A 16,303-nucleotide genomic window follows, 5' to 3' on the forward strand; every position below is an offset into this window, starting at 1 on the left:
ATGAAATTGCAACATCTTTTGGTTGGCACCTTAAGTTTGGCTTTAACATCCGGCTTAAATGCAGCACAAGCTCTCAATGGTTATTGGGAATACAGTGACTATCTAAAAACGTTTCCTAATCAGCAAGGGCTGGTAAGGAATTTTAGTAAGATCGTTCGCTCAGAACCTACCCCTATTGCTGTAAGACAAACGAAACCAGTAACGATTTCCGTTATTTATCCTGGTGAACAAGTCTCAGATTATTGGAGACGTAATATCACCGCGTTTAGTAAACGTATGGATGAACTGGGTATTGATTACCAAATCAACAAAGTGTTCACACGCCCTAACGTCGACATTAGACAACAAAGTGCTTCTCTGATGGAGGCAATACGTAACAAATCAGGGTATTTGATCTTTACTCTTGATACAGGTCGTCACCGAAAGTTTATTGAACACGTTCTAAATAGTAATGATACAAAACTCATACTGCAAAACATCACCACACCACTTAAAGCTTGGTCTCAGAACCAGCCCTTCATGTATGTAGGGTTTGACCACGCAACAGGTAGCCGCGCGCTTGCAAGCCATTTTAAATCACGTTTTCCTCGCGGTGGCGACTACTCTGTGCTCTTCTTTTCTCAGGGCTATATAAGTGCTGCACGTGGCGATACATTCATCGAAGCGATGAGTAATGAAGGTGAGGCGTATCAATTACGTTCGTCATTCTATACAAAAGCAAGTCGTCAAAGCGGATACGAAGCAGCGAAAAATGCACTTAGTCAAGGTCACGACTTATCCTTTATCTATGCGTGTTCGACTGATGTTGCATTGGGCGCGACCGATGCAATTAAAGAGCTGGGTCGCAAAGATATCGTAATTAACGGTTGGGGCGGCGGAAGTGCAGAACTTGAAGCGATACAAAAAGGTGAATTGAATGTTACCATTATGAGAATGAACGATGATACCGGTGTTGCGATGGCAGAAGCCATTAAAATGGACCTGGAGGATAAGCCTGTCCCAACCGTTTATTCTGGAGATTTTGAGATAGTAACCAGTCAAGACAGTGAAGAAAGAATACAAGAGTTAAAGCTTCGTGCTTTCAGATATTCTGACTAATGGAAAAGCTGAGCTAGGATGATTAAAAAACTTACGACTAAAAGGCGCTCGCTGGCGAACCTAATTGTTCGCCTGATCGTTATTATTTTTGGTGTTCTAACCATCGGTGTCATGGTTCAGAGCTACCACTTCTCATCCAGCATTATTAAGCAGGAGGTGGCTCGCAGTTCATCTCAAACATCTAGCTTGTTGCAAAACCTACTTGATTACAAATTGGCTACTTTGCAAAGCCACCAAGACAGTAATGCCCTTAACATTACCCTTCAAAACAACTTGGCTGATATCCACTCAAACAAAATTGATTATTTCTTCCTAGATTTAGAACAAAATGACCCTCTGAACACACCAGATTTTCGTTTTATAACCACTGACAGAGGTGAAGTTGAATGGAATGATGGAAATGGTCTGTTCTATGGCTTAACGGAAGTCCATATGGAACGGATCTCGACGTCCATTAGTTTTGGGCGTGATTGGCATTACCTAAGCCAAGACACCGTATTAGGCGAAAGAAATCTATTAATTCGACGTACCCCCATTATAAGTTTGGAAAATGGTCAAGTGCTGGGCCATTTGTATATTTCGGTTGTTCTTAATCGAAATTTATCGTTGATAGATCAGCTTCAGGCCGCCTCTAATAGTGACGCTGTCATTATGATGATTGGTAATACAGCTATCGCAAGCACCATTCAACCAGAAGAACCGCTGTATTCAGAAGTTTTGGAAGACCTGAATCAAGATGACACGGGTTCTTCTGGTGGGCACCTATTTAATGCAACAAATTTGCTTATCAATGGGGAAGACACCCCAATATACATCTACACGATTCAAACTAATTCGAACATATTGACGCTAGAAGAAAACTACAAAGTTGGTTTAGCAATCAGTATGTTTACCATGTTTGCATTAGCACTTTTGACACGTCAAATCATTCAAAGGCTCGTATCTAATGAGCTGAAAAGTTTGATGGAGTACACACGTTCCGCTGGTGACAGGATCGAATCTTCCGAGTTTCAAGGTTCAAGCATTTACGAATTTGACCATGTTGGGCATACGTTGGAAAAAACGTTTGAAGAGCTAAGAGAAAAGGACAAATCTTTTCAGGACTTATTTAATTTTTCACTCTCTCCGATCATCGTATGGGATACCGAAGGCGGTGTACTTAGAATGAACCCTGCTGCGGAGAGGGCGCTCAATTCAAAATTAGACTTAAGTGACAGTGATATTGATGATCGATTCAAGAGTTTCCAAAGTAAAGTCGCCTTTTATTTGCGAATGGTGATGACAGGTGAAACGTTAATGGGCGTCAATGTTCCTATCGATAATAAGATTTATCGTTGGAACTTATCCCCACTCGAATTTGATAATGAAATCCACGCGATCATTGGACAAGGGCAAGATATTACGACCCTTATTGAAGCTGAAAAGCAAAGTAACTTAGCTCGAATTGAAGCCGAACGAAGTGCTGTCGCACGAGCTGATTTCTTAGCCAAAATGAGTCACGAAATTCGCACACCTCTCAATGGTATTTTGGGAATTACTCAAATCCTGCAAGGCACCCTTGCGAAGGAAGAGAATAAAGAAAAAGTCGATATTCTTTACCAAAGTGGTGAACACCTTCTCACCGTGCTTAATGACATTCTTGATTTTTCGAAGATAGAGCAGGGCAAGCTAAATATAGAATTTAATGAATTTGTGTTCGAAGACTTAGTGAAGTCGCTAGAAACTATCTATACGCCTCTCTGTGTTAATAAAGGGCTGTCCTTTGAAATTCAGAATCAGGTGCCCGCTAAACAAGTTATTCGGACAGATCAAGTTCGACTGAATCAGATTCTATTCAACTTGTTAAGTAACGCCGTTAAATTTACCACTACTGGTGGTGTTATGGTGCGCTTCGTACTAGAAAGCCCTGAGCCAGGAAAAGAAGTCTTGAATTTTGAAGTGCGCGACTCTGGGATTGGTATTACAGAGAGCAGCCTAGAAACGATGTTTGAACCGTTTGTTCAGGCAGAATCAACAACAACACGTGAATATGGTGGAAGTGGTTTAGGTCTCGCTATCGTTAAAAACTTACTTGATTTAATGGGTGGTTCAATTAAAGTGACGAGCTTACTAGGAGAGGGAGCATCTTTCTGTATTAAGCTACCAGTCACACCCGTCAGTAGCATCCAGTCTGAAGAAGTAGAGGCATCAAACCCAGATCCATCAACATTATTTGATACTCAAATCAGAGTCCTACTGGTAGAAGATAATAAGAGTAATGCTTTCATTGCTAAAGTCTTTTGTCAAAAATATGGAATGGATGTTGACTGGGCGGAAGATGGCTTAATTGCGATGGAAAAAGTCAAAACCAATGAATACGATTTGATCTTGATGGACAACCAAATGCCTAACCTAGATGGCGTTGAGGCCACGCGTCGCATGCGTCAAGAGATGGGGATCATAACCCCTATTTATGCCTGTACTGCTGATGCTTTTGAGTCTACAAAAAATGCATTTATCAATGCGGGAGCTAACTTCGTTATTGTTAAGCCCCTCAAAGAGAAACCTCTTTATAATGCATTTTATCATTTTAAAACCAATGACTTATTGTCAAGTGAAACCCCTAAATCTGCGACGGGCTCTTAATAAAAAAACTGTTTATAAAACTATTATTATAAAAAGCAGTTAACTTGGCCTTGTATCTGATACATTGATCAAAATAATAAAAATTTGTCTGGATTATATTTAGGCACCTTTAGATACTTCTCTTACGAAGTATCGAGCGTTTGGAAAAAATCATAACCTGCGACTAAGACAGGAAAGAGTTCCAAGCGCATTTTTATATATAAACGTTGGTCAGGGAAGACAATATGAACAGGCTCGTCAAACCGAGCATCATAAGCCAGGAAAATGTATTGGTCCTGCTGGTGCCCGCAATTCTGTATTATTCGCTAGTGCATTTATTCGGAATGTTCTGGTGCATCTTAATTTTATCCGCTTACGGATGTTTCGTTTCCATTTATTCTACTAGAAAGAGCATTGTTGCCTTCTTTTTTGCTCTATTTGGGTTAATAGAATGGATGGTGTCGTTACATGTTCCTGTTACGCTTTTAGAATCGTTTCCACAATTTTCATTAATGGCCAGTGCATTGCAAATTGGTCTGATAATGTTGGTATTTTCATTTCTTCGTTTCCCGTTACCCATGTTGCTTGCAGAAGCCACTTACGATCATTTAAAGGCGTTGCATCGGCAGTTTCCTGATGAATATTTGAGGATGTGGCAAAAAATCAGCGCGATGTGGATTACTAGTTTTGCAGTAAAGGCAGCGCTATTTTATTTTTCCCTTTCTGCACCAGCAGAGCAAGTCCACCTAATGGGGATTCTACTTGGCTGGCCTCTTTATTGTGTGCTGATCTTGGTGAGCATTATTTTTGTGAACACGAAGGTTTTGAGCTTTTATAGGGAATCCTTAACGTCGGAAGGTAACCGAACCCAAATCAATGGGCATTTTTTCTAGTTATCTCTTATCGTGTCAAAAAAGCCGCTTAACTCAGATGAGCTTGGCGGCTTTTTAAATGCACTTTTATCGACAACCTTTAAGTATTTGAAGTTGAATTAGCGCGAAAGCTTGCTGTGCGCTTTTGTGAAGTGCCCAGAACAGAAAGCACCAACAATCGATAGCTCACCGGCCAAACAGAGTGACGCGCATACTTCTGCAAGTGCTCTCGCTTTACCTGAACCACTTAACCCCATTATATCGAGACAGGCTTTTTGCGACGGAAGCCCTGTTCCACCACCAACGGTGCCTAGCATAAGGTTTGGAAGCGTTACGCTAGCATACAAGTCGCCATCATCTTTTACCGTCATGCGGGACATACCAACGGCAGATTCAGCAACACACGCTGCATCCTGACCACAGGCGATATAAAGTGCAGCAAGTGCATTAGCAAAGTGAGCGTTAACGCCAATAGAGCCGCTTAAGAGTGCGCCAGAGGTGGTGATTTGTCCAAATTTGACCATATCTTCCGGCGTCGTATGCAAAAATTCTTTTACCAGTTTCCGTGGGATATGAACTTCCGCAGAGACTTTTTTCCCTCGTACGCTTCGCATTGTGTGTGCATTTGCTTTTTTGTCGCCAGACAAGTTGCCATCAAGAATCGCGTGATTAGGCGTAATTGGGGAATGTTTTAAGATAAATTCAAAAACAGCATTCGTCGCAATGGTCACCATATTCTGACCCGACGCATCACCTGTAAGAAACTCAAATACCAAAAATACTTGATTGCTTTCGATGGTGATGCTGATGTCTTTCAGCTTTCCGTGCCGAGTAGTGGATTCCGCGAGCGTTTTAAAAGTCTCGTATTGGCTAGTTGCCCACCCAACAAATTGTCCGGCCATTGCAAGGTTTTCGAACATGAATGCTGGTGTTCGGGTAACCCCTTCATTGATTAGCATGGCAGATGCGCCGCCCGATGCGGTGATCAGTTGGCACCCTCTATGGTAAGACGCAACAAGTGCGGCTTCTGTGGTAGCAAGCGGAACAAGAAAATCTTCGTTGGCAAATAGCCCGTTAACTCTTAGTGGACCAGCGACGCCTAATGGGACTTTTACGGAACCGATGAAGTTCTCAATATTTTTGCTGTACGCTTTTCTTTGCTTGTGCGTGCTTGGATCGAGCAATGCATCACGTACATCTGGTTTTCCAATACTATTCCACCGGCTTTCAATGGCTTTGTCTGTTAAGAATGGTGAACGCGGCAGTGCAAGGACTGGCGGGCTGTTATCTGGAGCAAGCTTTGTTTCAATTTGTCCTAAAGAACACTGTTCTTGAATGGAGTAATGCTCTGTACTTTCTAGTGCATTCAGTTTTGGCATGAGTGAAGTATGTAATTATATTTTGTTAAAGATTTTACCCGTGAAGGCAGATAAAACAAGGAAGAGTCACCGAAACTTACAATATCAAAGTCGGATTACTGGGGTTTATTGACCATCTGCCGATTAACTTTGTGCGAGTTTTATACGTTTTGCACTCAAACGAGGTGTGTTAACTGTCGCAAAAATAATTGAGAAGCATGGGTGTAATCAGTTGAATTAAAAAGAGGCGCTGGAGCGCCTCTGATGTTTAACTGCTAACTGCTAACTGCTACTCTCCGGTTTTTAGCTTCAATACATTCGCCAGTTCCGTTAAGAGTTTTTGCGTATCATCACTGAGGCGGTTTATTTCATTGGTGGATTCGGATGACCTAGAAGCCAATTGCCTTACTTCATCCGCAACTACCGCAAATCCACGCCCGTGTTCGCCTGCGCGCGCCGCTTCAATGGCGGCATTTAAAGCGAGTAGGTTGGTTTGATCTGATATACCATCGATGACCTTGGCGATTTCTGAGATTTCGTTACTTGATGTCCCAACACGATCCATGATTTCTTTCATACCGTTACGTTGTTTAACTTCTGAAGAAATGTCTTTGATGAATGCCGTGTAAATGGTTCTACCATCAAGGCTGACTTTAGAAAGAGAAAGCAAACCCCACGCTTCTTTTCCATCGGGTCTGTTAATAGGAACCTCACGACTTGTACCAACAATTTTGTTTTCACCAGTATTAATGTTGCGCTGAATGAACCCATCGTGATTTGCTTGGAGCTCGACAGGAACCAGCATCTTAACGTTTTTACCGATAACGTCTTCAGGCTTGTACCCCCAAAGCGTTTCCGCTGCTTTGTTAAAGAAACTTACCGTTCCACGTTCATCTATGGTTATAACTGCGTCAAGTGCTTGAGATAGGGTTTGATTGATGGTTTCTTTTGCCGTGCGTTCTTCAGTAATATCTCGCACAAACGCAGTGTAGGCGATTTCACCACCTACTTCGATTTTAGAAAGCGAGAAGCTGACCCATATTTCCGCGCCATCTTTACGTTCCATCAGTAGCTCTCGGCTAGAGCCTACTATTTTATCTTTACCTGTACGTCGGTTTGCATTCACATATTCATCATGGCGTGGCTGATGAATTTTCGGTACAAGCATCTTTACGTTCTTTCCGATAACTTCGGCGCTTTTGTATCCCCATAACGTTTCCGCAGAAGGGTTGAAAAAGGTCACGATGTTGTCTTTGTCTATGGTGACAACCGCATCTATGGCCTGGTAAAGCACTTGTTCCATCTGTTCTTTGGCGGCTTTTTCTTGAGTAATTTCACGTGCAAATGCGGTGTATCCAAGTTCGCCATCTAACTCAATTCTTGATAGAGAGAGGTTTGCCCAAATTCGCCGGCCATCTTTCGTTTCTATTTCAACGTCCCGGCTAGTACCGACGATCTTGTCAATTCGGGTTTCGCGGTTGGCATTCACCAGTGAGTCGTGCTTGTCTCTTAATTCACGCGGAACAAGCATTTTCACATTTTTCCCAAGCACTTCTTCTTGCTTATAGCCCCACAAGCGCTCGGCTGCTGGATTTAGATAGGTGATGCAATTTTGCCCGTCTATTGAAACAACGGCATTGACCGACTGAGCAAGGACCTGCTCAATGCGTTGTTGTGCGTTGACTTCTTCTGAAATGTCTTTAACAAAAGCAGAATAGCCAACCCCATCTGGCAATTTGGTTTTAGAGAGCGCTAAGCTTACCCAAACCTTGCTACCGTCTTTTCTTATCAGCTCTAACTTTCTTGATGTACCAACAATGACATTTTGCCCTGTTGTTCGATTTTTATTAACGTATTCGTCATGGTCAGGCTGAAATTGTTGTGGTACCAGCATCTTTACATTGTTGCCGATAACTTCTTTTTCTGAGTATCCCCACAGCTTTTCGGCTGCGCGATTAAAATAGAAGACCTTATTATTTTTATCTATGGAAACAATGGCATCTAGTGCATTGTCGATAATCTGATTGCTTACGTTTCCATTGTTTTGGCTCTTTCCATTTAAAATTGAAAATAGTCCCATTGCTCGATCCCAATTTTGGTTGTCGACGTTGTGCTGCCAGTATTTATTATTTTATTTGAGTCTAGACGGCTATTCTCAGTTGTTCCAATTTAGAACAATTATTTCATTATAAAGCCCATGATACTTAGCTAACGTTGTGTTTATGCCTAACTCAATAAGATAAGCCAATGTCATAACCAAGTATCTCAAGATACTTGGTTATAGAAGTGTGATTAGATGCAATAGTCTTGTTAATATACCCAAGCGATCCGAGCTCTTTGGAATGGTTTGAACGTAATCGGATATAAAACAGTAGCGTTCGATAAGTGGAGGAAAGGATGACAAGAATACATTTATTTAGGCATGGGCAAACGCAATGGAATCTTGAGCAAAGATTGCAAGGGCATGAAGATTCCCCCCTAACGGAATTAGGAATTGAACAAGCTCAATTGGCGAAACCTAAATTAGACAATGTTCAGATTGACTCTGCATGGGCGTCACCAAGTGGTAGAGCGGTGCACACCGCGAGTATACTCACTGGTTTAGATGCTAATCAAATCAAAACCATGGAAGGCTTACGAGAGATAAACCTTGGCAGTTGGGAAGGGCAAACGACAGAGCATGTTAATACCACTGAAAATGAGAGATATACCGCCTTCTGGAATCGCCCTGATCTTTATGAGTCGGATACAGGTGAGTCGTTCGAGCAGGTAAAGGTACGAGGTTTACAAGCCCTTAAGGATATTGCGCTAGAGTGCCCCAATCAAACTCTTGTTATTGTTTCTCATGCTGGTTGGATAAAAACAATAATTACGGCATTGTTGGATATGGCACCAATAGATATTTGGCAAGAACCCTTTGCTCATAACTTGAGTGAATCTATCTTGTGCTTTGAAAATGGGACGTGGCGCGTTGAGAAATTCTGCGATATCACTTGGAACAAGTAACGGTATTACCTAGCCTTCAGGCGGATAGCTAAGTGAGCAATATTGTACAATTTTAACCAGCTCATTGCCGTTAACTTATCTACTTCTAGTGAGCTCCATAGTCCGTATTTAGTGTATATGTAGCATCCACTATTTTATTCAGTTTCATACAGTAAAGTAGATAAACTAAGTATTGATATTTAGATAAGCAACAAGGATTGTTATGCCAGCAAAGCATTCAAAAAAAGCGAAAGAAATAGCGAATTACAACATCGCCCAGGAATTGGGTGGCTTAGAGCTGCTCGACGCTTGCTTTGAAAAGCAAAATTTTTCTTGTCATAGCCATGAAGGTTATACAGTTGGTGTTATCGAAACAGGTGCTCAGCGATTCTACCGCGGCAGTGGGTATCATATTGCACCAAGCGACAGCATTATACTGGTCAACGCCGATGAACTTCATAATGGACATTCGGCGAGCGAAGGAGGGTGGTCTTATCAAGCCATGTATCCCTTACCAGAACATTTCGATTTGATAGGGCAACCTCTTTGCGGTGCTCCGTTTTTCCCTGAACCAGTGGTTTATGATCCACTACTAGCGAATCAGATTCGCTCCCTATTTTCGGTTTTAAAACGTAGCCGTAATCGGCTAACCCGTGAAACATGCTTGTATCAAACATTACTCGCTTTGGTACTTCGTCACGGGAAGACTTGCCCAGACTCCAAACTGCCAGGTGTTGCGAAAAACAATATGCAAATCGCCAAAGAGTTTTTGGATGACTTACCGCAGGCAGATATCTCGTTAGAAGAATTGGCTTCAATGGCACATTTAAGCACCTATCACTTCGCTCGCGAGTTTAAAAAGGCCTACGGAATTCCACCACACGCATACCAATTGCAAGCAAGGTTAAGAGTGGCGAAAAAATGGTTGCGCTCTGGAATGAAAGTGGCAGACATTGCTAATGATTTAGGCTTTCATGACCAAAGCCATTTTCACCGACATTTTAAATCCGCTTTAGGTGTGACACCTATGCAGTATGCCAAGGCTGCTTAAGTTCAACAGACTTGGTTAAAGCTACTTGACCTTAGTGAACATCAACTCCCGTTTTAGACAAAACCGCAACAGGAACCTCCTGTATTTTTAGAGAGATAAGTACTTTAGGAATATTAATGATCTCAGAATCCCGATCCAAACTGTTTATTCAAGGCTCCCTAAAGATGATGCCGCTGAGCATTGCTGTGGTGCCTTGGGGTATTTTGGCTGGCTCATTTGCGATAGACAGCGGTTTAACCGCATTAGAAGGGCAAGCTTTTTCTCTTATTTTATTTGCAGGAGCGGCTCAGTTGGTCGCAATGGGAATGATTAAGGCAGGGGCAACATTAGGTGCTCTTGTTTTAACAGTATTCTTTATTACGTCACGCCATTTTTTATACAGTGTGGCCATGCGAGACAAAATCAGCCCTTTGCCTTTCAAATGGCGATTTGTATTGGGGTTTCTGTTAACGGATGAACTGTTTGCGTTTTGTGGAAACCAGACGCCAAATCAATTTAAACCGTGGTATGCCTTTGGGGCTGGTTTTAGTTTTTATCTTATTTGGAATCTAGCAACGCTGGTGGGCATTATCGCAGGCGCGACGATTCCAAATTTAAGTGAGCTTGGGCTGGAGTTCGCGGTTGCTGCGACCTTTATTGGGATTGTTGCCCCTACTATAAAAAACACCGCGGTGTTGGTTTCGGTCGTTGTGGCTCTTGTGTTCTCCGTGTTATTTGCTTGGCAACAAGTTGAAGGAGGCTTGGTGATTGCGAGTATTTTGGCCATGTTAAGTGGCTACTTTTGTGAAAGGTTTAAGGGCAAGGCATGATCTATCTTTATATATTTGCGATGGCATCCGTGGTTTTCTTTAGTCGCTATCTATTTTTAGAACCCAAGTTGCCGTTAAGGCTAAACCACCAATTTCATCGCTTACTCAGTTATGCAAGCCCAGCAGTACTTACCGCTATTCTTTCCCCGATTGTATTTGTACCTGAAGGAGAGCTCCAACTCTCTCTTTCTAGCCCTTATATTTGGGCAGCATTGCTATCTTGCTTTGTGGCATGGAAAACAAAAAATGTACTTACAACAACCTTAGTCGGGGTGTGTGTCTTTCTATTGTTGAAGCATTTCTTATTTTAAGAACTCTTGCTCCAGCCATTTCCGTAATGACTTTACGCTTTCAGATCTCAGATTCGAAGGGTGGCATGCATAGAAAAATGTATTCGTTGGATGGGTTACATTATCACCGATTTGAGCGAGCAACCCATGTTGAAGGTCGTCTGCAACAAAGAGTTTATGAGTCACTAGAACTCCGAGCTTTCTTCGGCATGCATGAATGGCCTGAACCGAAGTATTAAATGTGAGGTTGTTTTCTTTCTTTGGTTGCGAAATGTTTTGGCTACTCGCCCAAAATTTCCAGTCTTCTTTTCTTCTATCGTTAGACACAAAGATAGCGGGAATGTGGTTAAGTAAGTCGTTTACGTCTTGCGGGGATTGAGTTGAATGAGTTACCGCGATGTCTGGATGGGCAATCATAACCAGTTCATCATCAAGTAACTTATGGCAATAGTAGTCTTGCCAGTGTTTTTCTTGACCTTGAATAATGGCGAGGTCGACCCCTTCTTTTTGCAAATCAAATGTACTATTCAGATTCGATATCCTCGCATCAAGCAAAGCATTGGCTTCTTGAAAAGATTCAACTCGTGGTATCCACCAATGTAATGCAAGGGACGCAACCATGTTGATGGTTAAACGTCCATCATCAGGGGCAGTTTTTAGCTTTTCAGTTACTTCAGCGATTTCTTCAAAAGCGGGCGAGACTTGTTGATAGTATTTTTGACCTTGTTCACTTAACGCTATCGCTCTTCCAACACGAATAAACAGGGCTACATCCAAATAATTCTCCAAGGATTTTATCGCTTGGCTTACTGCGGAATGGCTGACATTAAGGTAGTCGGCTGCCTGAGTCATGTTCTCGAAGCGAGCAACGGCAATAAACGTATAAATCGATTTAAATGGTGGCATGGTTAAACCCTAGCTTCATCGTTTTGTGGATTAAGTATATGTAAGTTTAACTTACAAGTGTCGTTAATTTAAATCGTTATTCTTATCTATTGTTGAGTCTTAAAATGCATTCAAACAGGAGATATTTATGACGTTATCGAAACCCATTGTTTTTATGCTCGCCTCGACTTTAAGCCTTTCTTTGAATGGTGTGTTTTCAAAATTTCTTACAGAAAGCTTCAGTGTTCAATTGCTGAGTACGCTCAGGTTTCTCTTCCCTGCAATTATTTTATTCTTGATGATGTTCTTTACTCAGTTTGTTTTACCTCATCGAAAAATGTGGACATCTTTGGTCATTCGATCTTTTTGTATTGCTGCCTGTCAGTTGTGTTTTCTATTGTCGATGCAGTCACTGACTTTGGTGGAATCCGTAGTGCTTTTCAGCACTGGGCCGCTTTTTATTCCCGTTTTAGAGCGTCTGATTTTCAAAGTGAAATTTTCGGCTATTAACATCGTGCGTTTAGCGGTTATGTTAGCGGGTGTTGTCGCTCTGGCTGGCGATCTTTCCAACTTCAGTTTTAAATGGGAACTGGTGTTGGGGCTAGGGGCAGGGGTACTAGGAGCGGGATCTCAGTTGTCTTTATTTCGCGCAACTAAAGGAACGATGACAGCGATTTCCCTGAATGCTTGGTCTTTCCTTCTCGCCTTTCTCATGTTGCTGCCTTTAACGTTTGTTATTGGACCGAGTGTATCCGACAAGTTGATTTTATCGATGCCGGAAGAACATGAATTTATCTGGATGATGTTAGGCGTGCTGGCACTGCTGATTGTTAATACGCAGGTTTTTCGCGCCAAAGCTTATCAAATGGCTGATACGGGTTCACAGTTAGCACCACTTATATACACCAATCTAATTTTCACCTGTATCTGGCAGGTTACCTTGTTCGACGAAGTGCTGGATGAGCATAAAATAATAGGTGTGATTTTGATTGTATTTGCGAGTGTGTTAAATACATTAAAGGGCTTGTCGCTAAAGTTGATTAGATCATTGAAGCTGATCAGCTCATCAAAGCCGATTCGCTCACTAAAAACGGCATTATTGACCCCTTAGATATCGTTTCTAAAACGTTTGTGCGCCGCTTACCATATGTATCACAAAGCGGCACATCGAATGGACTTACATTAAATCGCGGACTTAGTTGGTCTACACAACGGTTTAAGATTCAATTTTTGTTGAATTGTTTACCGGACTTGAATTGGTTACAGCACTTGAATCAGAGCTTTCTGATTCGTAAGCCAATTTAGAAAGGTGTATGAGTACTTCCGTCATATGCGCGTTGATATCAACATCGACAATTTGGTCTTCTTGCAAGTAAGTTTTGGCGTATTTCATGTATACCCCTTGCTGTAAAAACAGAAGATACAACTCAGTATCGATATGACCAGAGGTGGCAAGTTTAGTCATAATAGAGAGCGACTCTTTTAAGCTTTTTGCCTTTTTATATGGTCGGTCACTCGCTGTAAGCGCTTCAAAAATATCGGCTATTGCCATCACTCGCGCTGGTACTGAGAGCTCTCCTGCATTTAGACCACGAGGGTAGCCTTTCCCATCCATTCTTTCATGGTGCCCGCCTGCAATTTCAGGAACGTTCTGCAGATATTCTGGATAAGGCAATCGATCGAGCATGTCGATAGTTTGGATAATGTGGTCATTTATGATGAATCTTTCTTCGTCTGTTAACGTTCCCGCTCGGATAGACAAGTTGTAAAGTTCACCGCGGTTATAATGATATTCACCTGGTGTGAGCGTGAAGTTTTCTTTCCACATTTTTTTCGGGTTGAACCCTTGCGCCCATGGAATGCAATGGACTTGTTTATCGGACAATACCGATTCCATTATTGGTAACGCAGTTTCTGGGGCGCAACGCTTTTTCTCCAACCAGGAAATACCAAGCCTATCGCTGATTGTTCTCTTCCACTGACGTTTGCTTATCTCTTTAATGCGTGCGAGTTTTTCATCATTCATGTACTCGCTTCCAACATTACATTCAGCGATGAATTCAAAATCCTCATCCAACGCTTGTAGCTCTTCATCCAGTTCTTTCTTAAGCTGTGCTTTGTCTTGCCCTGCGCAAATGCCTTTCCAATATTGCGTATGGGCGGTTTGCTTTAGTAACTCGAATCGCATACGGACCTCATGAATACGATCATAAATGGTTTCGAGTTTGGTTGCCTTATCAACGACATATTCTGGTGTGATTATTTTGCCGCAATCGTGCAACCAAGCGCCCAAGTGCAATTCTTCCCACTCTTTTGCAGACATTGAGAAGTCGGCAAAGCGTCCCTTATCGTCAACAACTGCTTGAGTCAGCATTTCGGCAAGGGCAGGCACACGCTGACAGTGTTTGCCTGTGTAAGGTGATTTGGTATCGATTGCGGAGGCTAAAAGCTCGATGAAGGCATTTAGCATGTCTTTTTGTTGCTGAATCTGATCGATATTTTCTTTTGCAATGGCTGCGAAGGAAAGCAGCTCTCTTAAGAAGTCGTGTTTTTCCTTCTGCGTTTCTGTCACTTGTCTTTCGTAGCCAAGTGTCAGAATACCCACTAAGTTTTTGTCGCGGTTCAGCAATGGAAAAAGGTAAAGATCCGAGTTATAGAAATACACCATGTAAGGCTTCATGACAGGATCATCTTTGGATAAGTGGACTATTTCACCTTCTCTAAGTTTAGTGGAAACCTCTGGCGCGTTATCCAATAAAAGATTGATGTTAATCTTTAAAGGGATAATGGCTTGATTAACACTTTCATCAAACTTTTTCGTCGTTTTGTTCCATACGGAGAGGACAATGGTCTCTGCTTTGGTGACAATGTAACTTTGATGAGTAATATTTTTTGCTAACAACGAGAAGTCACGGTTACTGGCTGTTTCATGAAGCAATTTGAGTAAATCATGAAGAGTATGCTCCATAAGTTCGACAGACTGAGTGAGGTCGTTAACTTCTTTAATTAAGCTTTTTGGGTAGCGTGTTTTAGTGAATTCAAAGCGACGTATGTTATCTGTTTGCCTATATAAATTGTGCAATGGGCTGGCGATACGCTTTGCTATATACCAAACGATGATAAAACACCCCAGTAACATCAACACGGCGACCGAGACTTGTTTATCTCTCATGGAATACAGGTTGGCGAGCAGCGCGCCCTGTGGGGTAGCTTCCGCAAGCCATAGGTTAACGTTATCGGTTAGTTCTACGGGTGTTAACGTAACCGACCAATCGACGCCTTCATGTGTAATCGTGTGGTATTGATAGGACAGAGTTGTATGAAGGTTCAGTCCAGAGAAAACCGTGTTCTCAAGCTGCACACTCAAATGGGTATTGTTGGTGGCGCTTGGCTGTGTGTTCATGTGATGCGACGCTAATGGTCTCAATGCACTGTCAAAGAGCAGTAACTGGCTTTCTGAATCGTAAGCAAGCTCACTAATACTGTTATTGAGCCCACCTAATGAAAAATCGGCAGCAACGACAAATTCTAGGTTGGCCGTTTTTCGGACAAAAGTGACACCGATATCCTTTAGCCAGTAGAAATAGTAGGGCTCCGTTAAGTGGATTTGCCCATCATCGGTTGCATGGCTATACCATGGACGATTACGAGGATCGTATTGATTGTCGTAACGGATAGACGCAGACACCACTTGGCTCTCACCATCCAAAAACATGGATTCATTTCTGCCTTCGACATTTGTGGTACGAAACAAGATCTCACTGCCGGAAGGTGCATTGAATTGCTTAGCGGTTTTGGGATTGTATAAAGGCCGATACAACGTAAAATCGCCGTTTTCAGAACCATAATAAAGCGCGACTAAACTCGCATTTCTTTGAAAGATCATTTCCAGTGAATCTAGCCATCCCCCTTTTTCAACGGAGTCACGTTGGTGGCGAATAAAGCTACTCATTGCCATAAAATCTAATGTTGTTAAAACGGGTGCGACTTGTTCCCTAAATAAAGTTTCTAGCTTTACACTGTTTTCATTACTCAATTCTTTAGCAGAACCTTGCAACAACTCTTGGGAGTGATGGTAGCTTATTGCGATTAAAACACTTCCGATAACGGTAGCGAGTGCCATAAAGAGACTAGTAATATGGATGCTAAGAGGATAGCGGTGCTTGATCATACGTTTTCACCATGCAGCAAACTGACAAATTGCGATCTAAAACTGAGCCTAGAACACAAGGGCTCAGGTGAGTTCATAGTTGAGCGGTATCGTCTCTATTATTATTTAAGGTGTTGTAACTGATACCAATTAAGTATCGTAGAGGTTGTTTCATATGCAAGTTTTAGAAATGGTGATTTA

12 protein-coding genes are annotated in these 16,303 nt (G+C 42.1%); 8 read left to right on the top strand and 4 right to left on the bottom strand.

Features of this window, described 5'->3' with window-relative positions; all coding sequences use genetic code 11:
• From VPNCDNU1_RS12135 to VPNCDNU1_RS12145, 3 genes are all read left to right on the top strand, one after another.
• On the top strand, positions 1–1,098 hold the full coding sequence (locus tag VPNCDNU1_RS12135) for an autoinducer 2-binding periplasmic protein LuxP (RefSeq protein WP_104400546.1): 1,098 nt from the start codon (positions 1–3) through the stop codon (positions 1,096–1,098).
• Positions 1,099–1,116: 18 nt separating this feature from the next.
• Positions 1,117–3,723 carry a LuxQ periplasmic sensor domain-containing protein gene (locus VPNCDNU1_RS12140; protein ID WP_104400547.1) on the top strand — a complete coding sequence of 869 codons (2,607 nt, stop codon included), beginning with the start codon at positions 1,117–1,119 and terminating at the stop codon, positions 3,721–3,723.
• Between the two features lie 224 nt (positions 3,724–3,947).
• Entirely contained in the window at positions 3,948–4,595 is a 648-nt protein-coding gene (locus tag VPNCDNU1_RS12145; protein ID WP_104400548.1) for a hypothetical protein, read from the top strand.
• Positions 4,596–4,693: 98 nt separating this feature from the next.
• Here the strand turns inward: VPNCDNU1_RS12145 and VPNCDNU1_RS12150 are convergent, their stop codons facing one another.
• Both VPNCDNU1_RS12150 and VPNCDNU1_RS12155 read right to left on the bottom strand, forming a co-directional pair.
• Complete coding sequence (locus VPNCDNU1_RS12150; RefSeq protein WP_104400549.1) at positions 4,694–5,953, bottom strand: hydroxymethylglutaryl-CoA reductase; 1,260 nt, start codon at positions 5,951–5,953, stop codon at positions 4,694–4,696.
• A gap of 268 nt (positions 5,954–6,221) precedes the next feature.
• On the bottom strand, positions 6,222–8,012 hold the full coding sequence (locus VPNCDNU1_RS12155; protein ID WP_104400550.1) for a PAS domain S-box protein: 1,791 nt from the start codon (positions 8,010–8,012) through the stop codon (positions 6,222–6,224).
• 317 nt (positions 8,013–8,329) lie between these two features.
• Here VPNCDNU1_RS12155 and VPNCDNU1_RS12160 point away from each other — a divergent pair, with 317 nt between their 5' ends.
• The 4 genes from VPNCDNU1_RS12160 to VPNCDNU1_RS12175 all read left to right on the top strand — a co-directional run bounded on the left by VPNCDNU1_RS12160 (position 8,330) and on the right by VPNCDNU1_RS12175 (position 11,088).
• Positions 8,330–8,938, top strand: coding sequence for a histidine phosphatase family protein (locus VPNCDNU1_RS12160; RefSeq protein WP_104400551.1), 609 nt, complete (start codon positions 8,330–8,332; stop codon positions 8,936–8,938).
• 202 nt (positions 8,939–9,140) lie between these two features.
• Positions 9,141–9,968 (top strand): helix-turn-helix transcriptional regulator, encoded by an 828-nt coding sequence (locus VPNCDNU1_RS12165; RefSeq protein ID WP_104400552.1) that lies wholly within the window; start codon positions 9,141–9,143, stop codon positions 9,966–9,968.
• 116 nt (positions 9,969–10,084) lie between these two features.
• Complete coding sequence (locus VPNCDNU1_RS12170; protein WP_104400553.1) at positions 10,085–10,777, top strand: AzlC family ABC transporter permease; 693 nt, start codon at positions 10,085–10,087, stop codon at positions 10,775–10,777.
• Positions 10,774–11,088, top strand: coding sequence for an AzlD domain-containing protein (locus VPNCDNU1_RS12175; RefSeq protein WP_104400554.1), 315 nt, complete (start codon positions 10,774–10,776; stop codon positions 11,086–11,088). Before VPNCDNU1_RS12170 ends, VPNCDNU1_RS12175 begins: the two co-directional genes overlap by 4 nt.
• Here VPNCDNU1_RS12175 and VPNCDNU1_RS12180 read toward each other — a convergent pair.
• Positions 11,080–11,973, bottom strand: a complete 894-nt coding sequence (locus VPNCDNU1_RS12180) for a LysR substrate-binding domain-containing protein (protein ID WP_104400555.1) — start codon at positions 11,971–11,973, stop codon at positions 11,080–11,082. The genes VPNCDNU1_RS12175 and VPNCDNU1_RS12180 overlap by 9 nt on opposite strands.
• Before the next feature lie 127 nt (positions 11,974–12,100).
• On the opposite strand from VPNCDNU1_RS12180, the gene VPNCDNU1_RS12185 reads away from it, so the two are divergent.
• Positions 12,101–13,063, top strand: a complete 963-nt coding sequence (locus tag VPNCDNU1_RS12185) for a DMT family transporter (protein ID WP_104400556.1) — start codon at positions 12,101–12,103, stop codon at positions 13,061–13,063.
• A 105-nt stretch (positions 13,064–13,168) separates the two neighbouring features.
• Here VPNCDNU1_RS12185 and VPNCDNU1_RS12190 read toward each other — a convergent pair whose 3' ends face one another.
• Positions 13,169–16,123: an HD domain-containing phosphohydrolase gene (locus VPNCDNU1_RS12190; RefSeq protein WP_104400557.1), complete on the bottom strand. Its 2,955-nt coding sequence runs from the start codon at positions 16,121–16,123 to the stop codon at positions 13,169–13,171.
• Positions 16,124–16,303 lie beyond the last annotated feature (180 nt).

Source organism: Vibrio penaeicida, assembly GCF_002933855.1.
Taxonomy (GTDB): Bacteria; Pseudomonadota; Gammaproteobacteria; order Enterobacterales; family Vibrionaceae; genus Vibrio; species Vibrio penaeicida_A.

Bases quoted from the DNA above. Each gene is read 5' to 3' on its own strand.
- VPNCDNU1_RS12135 (WP_104400546.1), top strand. From the start codon at position 1: ATGAAATTGCAACATCTTTTGGTTGGCACCTTAAGTTTGGCTTTAACA.
- VPNCDNU1_RS12140 (WP_104400547.1), top strand. From the start codon at position 1,117: ATGATTAAAAAACTTACGACTAAAAGGCGCTCGCTGGCGAACCTAATT.
- VPNCDNU1_RS12145 (WP_104400548.1), top strand. From the start codon at position 3,948: ATGAACAGGCTCGTCAAACCGAGCATCATAAGCCAGGAAAATGTATTG.
- VPNCDNU1_RS12150 (WP_104400549.1), bottom strand. From the start codon at position 5,953: ATGCCAAAACTGAATGCACTAGAAAGTACAGAGCATTACTCCATTCAA.
- VPNCDNU1_RS12155 (WP_104400550.1), bottom strand. From the start codon at position 8,012: ATGGGACTATTTTCAATTTTAAATGGAAAGAGCCAAAACAATGGAAAC.
- VPNCDNU1_RS12160 (WP_104400551.1), top strand. From the start codon at position 8,330: ATGACAAGAATACATTTATTTAGGCATGGGCAAACGCAATGGAATCTT.
- VPNCDNU1_RS12165 (WP_104400552.1), top strand. From the start codon at position 9,141: ATGCCAGCAAAGCATTCAAAAAAAGCGAAAGAAATAGCGAATTACAAC.
- VPNCDNU1_RS12170 (WP_104400553.1), top strand. From the start codon at position 10,085: ATGATCTCAGAATCCCGATCCAAACTGTTTATTCAAGGCTCCCTAAAG.
- VPNCDNU1_RS12175 (WP_104400554.1), top strand. From the start codon at position 10,774: ATGATCTATCTTTATATATTTGCGATGGCATCCGTGGTTTTCTTTAGT.
- VPNCDNU1_RS12180 (WP_104400555.1), bottom strand. From the start codon at position 11,973: ATGCCACCATTTAAATCGATTTATACGTTTATTGCCGTTGCTCGCTTC.
- VPNCDNU1_RS12185 (WP_104400556.1), top strand. From the start codon at position 12,101: ATGACGTTATCGAAACCCATTGTTTTTATGCTCGCCTCGACTTTAAGC.
- VPNCDNU1_RS12190 (WP_104400557.1), bottom strand. From the start codon at position 16,123: ATGATCAAGCACCGCTATCCTCTTAGCATCCATATTACTAGTCTCTTT.